Raw genomic sequence first — 553 nt, 5'->3', positions numbered from 1 at the left:
GTATCCGAATCGCTTCGTTGACGCACGCCGGCACGGCCTCGTAGATTCGCGTTTTGACCGAATCAGGGGCCGTGCCGTGACGACTACCGCCATCCGCGACGCCGCAACGCTTTCCGCCGGGCATCCCGCCTTGCGGCCGGACGGCGCGGCGCAGCATTTCGACATCGTGCCGTTCGACGCGCCGCTCGGCGCCGAGGTGATCGGCCTGAACCTGTCGCAACCGCTTGGCGCCGACGATTTCGCGCGCATCCATCGCGCGCATCTCGATCACCACGTGCTGGTGTTTCGCGACCAGCGCATCACGCCGGACGAGCACATCGCGTTCAGCCGCCGCTTCGGCCCGCTGCAGATTCACGTGCTGCACCAGTTCGCGCTGGCCGGCCACCCGGAAGTGCTGACCGTGTCGAACATCGTCGAGAACGGCAAACCGGTCGGGCTCGGCGACGCCGGCCATTTCTGGCATTCCGACCTGTCGTACAAGGAAAAACCGAGCCTCGGCTCGCTGCTGCACGCGCAGGAGTTGCCGGCGGAAGGCGGCGACACGCTGTTCGCG

At 67.1% G+C, this 553-nt stretch carries 1 protein-coding gene; it reads left to right on the top strand.

From position 1 onward, the window contains the following. Nucleotides 1-76: 76 nt before the first annotated feature. The coding region (locus JMF90_RS39770; RefSeq protein ID WP_201326620.1) for a TauD/TfdA family dioxygenase at nt 77-553 on the top strand (477 nt) is incomplete at its 3' end.

This window comes from Burkholderia sp. E168m23 (assembly GCF_016586125.1).
Classification (GTDB): Bacteria; Pseudomonadota; Gammaproteobacteria; order Burkholderiales; family Burkholderiaceae; genus Burkholderia; species Burkholderia orbicola.
Note: the sequence above shows the minus strand (reverse complement) of the source record. Positions and strands in the feature narration are given on the sequence as shown.